The organism is Hydrocoleum sp. CS-953 (genome assembly GCF_002260545.1).
Classification (GTDB): Bacteria; Cyanobacteriota; Cyanobacteriia; order Cyanobacteriales; family Microcoleaceae; genus Trichodesmium.
Window position 1 is genome coordinate 1 of sequence record NZ_LGSU01000936.1, and the last position, 5,537, is coordinate 5,537.

A 5,537-nucleotide genomic window follows, 5' to 3' on the forward strand; every position below is an offset into this window, starting at 1 on the left:
AAACTCAAGCAGTCAGAAAATTCTACAAATAACAAAAATTAAAGCACTTTTGAGGATAGTGAAGTAACGTTTCATTTTAATCTGTGTTCCCTGTTCCCTAAAATCCTAAAACTTTGTATCTCACCAACGTGAAAACTGCTGTAAATATTCATAGTTATTAATCCGGAATTACAACTAACTCACAGAATAAATTACTTAGATTACTCCTATTAAGTATAAATAAAACTAAAACTATAATCATGGAATTAAAACCTGCATCTAGCCATAGTTTTTCCGGACATATTCCCATAGAAATAGATAGAGATAGTTGGCGTTTCGGCTGTCGCCGACATGACAGGCGGAGCCTAGTGGCAGCTATATCACTACCTACTAATATCGAAGCCGAAATCCAAACTAGCGAAGTTTACAGTCTTATGTTGAGAAACTTAAAAACTACCCTAGAAGAAGCAGTCGCTGAAACCGAAGCTCAAATTAAAGTATTAGGATCTGAAGCAATTAAACTCACCCTCAAAAACTTAACTAGAACATTAATACCAGACAAAAAAGATTCTTCGACAAACCTAACTTCCTCTCAACCTAACAACATAGATGAGCAGGAAAAAAATACTCTTTCTCAACAGAAATATCAGGAACAATTAATCCCTAAAAATCCAAATCAGGTTCAAGAAAAAATAAGTACAAACCTAAGCAGTGCTATAGAAACAGAAACTCCAAATGAATCAATAGTCGTATCTATAAATTCCGATAATACAGATGAGCCAGAAAAAAATANAGTGCTATAGAAACAGAAACTCCAAATGAATCAATAGTCGTATCTATAAATTCCGATAATACAGATGAGCCAGAAAAAAATACTCTTTCTCAACAGAAATATCAGGAACAATTAATCCCTAAAAATCCAAATCAGGTTCAAGAAAAAATGAGTACAAACCTAAACAGTGCTATAGAAACAGAAACTCCAAATGAATCAATATTCGTATCTATAAATTCCGATAATATAGATGAGCAAGAAAAAAATCCTCTTTCTCAACAGAAATATCAGGAACAATTAATCCCTAAAAATCCAAATCAGGTTCAAGAAAAAATGAGTACAAATCTAAGTAGTGCTATAGAAACAGAAACTCCAAATGAATCAATAGTCGTATCTATAAATTCCGATAATATAGACACTAATCTTTCAGAAAATAACAACAATTACTCTGAAAAGTTTCAACCAGAAAATAATCTACTAAAATGGAATAAAAAGCCAACAAAAGCAGAACAAGCAGCTATAGCACTTCAGGAAAGAAATACATATCTACACGAACTAGGCAAAAAACTACAAAAAGCACGAAAAATGCGTTATTTATCAATGAAACAAATTCATAAACAAACATTCGTGCCACTTCATTACCTAGAAGCAATAGAGAAAGGTGAAACAGAAAAATTACCAGAAGATGTATATCTTCGGGGATTCATCTTTCGTCTTGGCAATGCTTTAGGATTTGACGGAGTAACTTTAGCGGCAGAATTACCTATTTCCAATTCACTTCAAGGGTTAATGCCATCTTGGTCTAAGTCCAATAAGGATTTTGGATTTTATCTACATCCAGCTTACTTATACTTAGGTTATACAGCTTTAATGGCTGGAGCAGTAAGTGGACTAAGTTGGATATCTCAACAACCAAGTCCTGGAGCAAATATAATTCCAGATACACTAGAACCAGCTGATTCAGTTGCCCACTCAGATAGAGATTTAGAAACCACTCAAACACCTGGATTAAAATCTACTACAGGTAGTCTAGTTGTTGGTTCTGATATGGCTCCACCAGAAACAATGATTTAGGGCTTGCTGAATATAGTCATTTCAAATAAGGATGAAACACTTTTTTGCCTGAAACCCTTTCCAGGAAAGGAACACTCGTCCGAGTCTTATTCAGAATGACTATAAGTCTTTTAGTAGGAGTCGGGAGTTAGGAGTCGGGAGTCGGGAGTCGAGAGTCGGGAGTTAGGAGTCGGGAGTTAGGAGGAATGGAAATTCTAAAGTAGGTAGTCAGAAGAATAGTCCCTTAATTTTTCTGTGGAGCGTTACCTCAAAATGCTCACTTTTTCAGCTCCATCAACTGAAAAGCTGGTACTTTTTCCCGACCTAAAATTGTTCAAACCTTTAGAGACTGTTTGTCAAATAATTATTAAGAGAGCACGGGAAGTGACTAAAATCTAAAAGCGGTAATGCTTCAAGGGATTGAAATAAGGTAGATAGAGAAGTATTCAGTACATATATTCCTAGATTTAATAGCAACAAAATATGTCAAGTATTTCTTCAGACCTATTCCCTCCATACCTATTCCCTCCATACCTGTTCCCTTTTCCCTATCTCCTTTTTATATTTCCTGATACACTCAATCTCTTATATTTTAATGCTTTGATGTTTAATCAGCAAACATGATTTAGATTTAATTTGTAATTAGAAGATTATCTCTATGTACAACTGTTTCAGCACCTGCATAGCCCAAAATATCAGGTATATTTTCTGAGCGACAACCTAGAATTTTTTGCAATTCAGCATTGCTATAGTTCACAAGTCCCCTAGCTATTTCCTCACCTTCTTCATTGCATAGTTGTACAGCATCCGATGAATTAAACTCCCCTTCTACTTGAGTAATACCAGCAGCTAATAGAGATTTACCAGACTCAGAAATGGCCTTAACTGCACCTTGGTCTAGATAGAGCTTGCCGGCTGGAACTAAAACATTGGCAATCCAGTGTTTGCGGGCATTTACTTGTTGTGCTTGAGGTTCAAACTGAGTGCCAATAGATTCTCCATTGAGGATTTTTTCTATATTAGTAGGAATTTTACCATCAGTAATTACAGTTCGGACTCCAGCAGTTGTGGCAATTTTAGCAGCCTCAATTTTTGTAATCATTCCGCCAGTTCCTCGTCCACTAACAGACTCGCCAGTTTGAACTTCTAGTTCTTGGAGTTGTTCTATTCGCTCTACTAAGGTAATGGGTAAAGCATCTGGATTATTTCTTGGATCGGCTGAGTATAGTTTATCAACATCAGTTAGTATGAATAACCAATCGGCCTCTACTAGACGAGCAACTAAAGCTGAGAGAGTATCATTGTCCCCAAATTTTAGCTCTTCAACAGCAGTAGTATCATTTTCATTGACTATCGGGACTACACCAAGTTGCAAAAGTTGTTGAAAAGTGTTATGTGCATTGACATAACTACTACGTCGTGATAAGTCACTTCTAGTTAGTAAGATTTGAGCAATTGTTTGTTTCAAAGATGAAAATAAGTCATCGTAAACTCGCATTAGTCGTCCTTGACCTACTGCTGCTACTGCTTGTTTGATGGAAATATTTCGGGGCTTTTCGGTTAGTCCTAAAAGATCGCAACCTACACCAACAGCTCCAGAAGATACTAAAACGACTCGATGTCCCTGCTGACGTAGATTGATAATAGTTTCAATTAAGCTAGAAATTGTGGATAAGGCTAAATTTCCGGTTTCTGAATTAGTTAGGCTAGAAGTACCTATTTTAATCACTATTGTATTCATAGAAATAATTGAATTTTTCAACTACTAATCCTAAGCGCAAAAAATTAGCCTTTAACTGAGTAAAATTGAAATATTTATCATTGGAGATTATTTGTAAAGCAAATATTTAAGAAGGTTAGTAAGCTTTTCTGGGAAGAAATTGAGAAAATTGTCCTTCTGAAGTGAAAAATTTTTGGCGATTGCCTTGCTATCCTAATATTTAGATAGGGATAGGGCTACTTTCAGATTTTAATGGTGGTGCATAGTAATGGTATTGGAAGTGTGGGAAGTGTGGCAGGTATAGGAAGTGGGGAAAAAATATATATATTATCACCATTACGCAAGCGGGACTACCCAGATTTTTTGACAAACACTCTCTTAAAATCATTTTTATAGTTAGTATGATAACTAATTTTTGATTCACTCGGCTCCCAAGAACTCCCTCAACATGATAAAACTTTGAAAAATTGATTCAGAATAGACAGAATAGATGGTGCTTTTGGTATAGTGTCAGTGAATGGCTTGAATAGTATTCCAAATTGTATGAGATTTTCTGTATAGCAGTATTCGCAAATTTCACCGGAAAATTGGGTTTGAATCCTCCCCTGTTAAGAACATTCCTAGAAAATTGCAAAACTCAAATAGAATTTCATAGCACTAGCCCCTGCCAGCAAATTAAGATAAATTTGCAAAGACTGAACAAAAAAACCTATTAGTCTAATTAGGTGTGGTGGAGGAGAATCTAGGAGTGCTAAATAGAATGTCAACAGTATATTCAACAAATTTTACCAAAAATGGTCAAGCAAAACTACTGCGTGTCGGGGTAATAGGGGTTGGTAATATGGGACAACATCATACCCGTATCCTAAGTTTGCTCAAAGATACTAAGTTAGTAGGTGTAGCAGACATCAACGTGGAAAGGGGACTAGATACTGCCAGCAAGTATGGAGTTCGTTTTTTTGAGGACTATCAAGAGCTTTTGCCTCATGTTGATGCTGTCTGTATCGCCGTGCCTACTCTTCAACATTATGCTGTAGGAATGACCTGTTTAAAAGCAGGAGTCCATGTATTAATGGAAAAGCCGATCGCTGCCAGTATTGCTGAGGCCGAATTTTTGGTTAATACTGCTGCTGAAACAAATCGAATTTTACAGGTGGGTCATATAGAAAGGTTTAATCCTGCTTTTCAAGAACTCAGTAAAGTTCTTAAAACAGAAGAGTTATTGGCCTTGGAAGCTCATCGGATGAGTCCTTATTCTCATAGAGCTAATGATGTGTCTGTAGTTTTGGACTTGATGATCCATGATATTGACTTATTACTAGAGTTAGTAGCTGCTCCAGTAGTAAAATTGACTGCTAGTGGGGGTAGTGCTTCTAGTTCTGGAAATTTAGATTATGTAACAGCTACTCTTGGTTTTGCCAATGGTATAATAGCTACTCTAACTTCCAGTAAGGTGACACACAAAAAACTTCGTTCGATAGTTGCTCACTGTAAAAATTCTTTGACAGAAGCAGATTTTCTCAACAATGAAATTCTGATTCACCGTCAAACAACAGCAGATTATGTGACAGATTATGGTCAGGTTCTTTATCGTCAGGATGGTTTAATTGAAAAGGTTTATACTAGCAATATTGAACCTCTTCATGCAGAGTTAGAACATTTTGTCAATTGTGTGGGTGGAGGAAATGAACCTTCGGTTGGAGGAGAACAAGCTCTTAAGGCATTGCGTTTAGCTAGTTTGATTGAGAAAATGGCTCTTGATGGTTTAGCTTGGCATCCAGCAGATTCAGAATATAATTTGTTGAATACTTCAATGCTCAAAGTAGGTTAAAATATTTCCATAATTCCTCTAGGAATTTTTTAATAGAAGTATTATTTTTTTGATAAATTACTCCGCCTTATTTATATATATTTAGGCGGATTTTTATAGCAGTTTTCATGTTTTTTAGAGTACAGAGATTTGGGATTAAAGGAAGAAGGCTCATATTATCTAGGAGAGGAGGAAGAAGGAAG

4 protein-coding genes are annotated in these 5,537 nt (G+C 35.9%); 3 read left to right on the forward strand and 1 reads right to left on the reverse strand.

Annotated features, from left to right (window positions below; translation table 11 throughout):
- Positions 1–1,084 precede the first annotated feature (1,084 nt).
- Positions 1,085–1,825 carry a helix-turn-helix domain-containing protein gene (locus tag AFK68_RS44990; protein WP_371357360.1) on the forward strand — a complete coding sequence of 247 codons (741 nt, stop codon included), beginning with the start codon at positions 1,085–1,087 and terminating at the stop codon, positions 1,823–1,825.
- A 610-nt stretch (positions 1,826–2,435) separates the two neighbouring features.
- Here the strand turns inward: AFK68_RS44990 and proB are convergent.
- Positions 2,436–3,545: a glutamate 5-kinase gene (proB, locus tag AFK68_RS12855; RefSeq protein ID WP_246844158.1), complete on the reverse strand. Its 1,110-nt coding sequence runs from the start codon at positions 3,543–3,545 to the stop codon at positions 2,436–2,438.
- A gap of 231 nt (positions 3,546–3,776) precedes the next feature.
- Here proB and AFK68_RS36700 point away from each other — a divergent pair, with 231 nt between their 5' ends.
- On the forward strand, positions 3,777–3,920 hold the full coding sequence (locus AFK68_RS36700) for a hypothetical protein (RefSeq protein WP_168186441.1): 144 nt from the start codon (positions 3,777–3,779) through the stop codon (positions 3,918–3,920).
- Positions 3,921–4,284: 364 nt separating this feature from the next.
- A complete protein-coding gene (locus AFK68_RS12860; protein WP_094673161.1) occupies positions 4,285–5,355 on the forward strand; it encodes a Gfo/Idh/MocA family protein in 1,071 nt (356 codons plus the stop codon).
- Positions 5,356–5,537 lie beyond the last annotated feature (182 nt).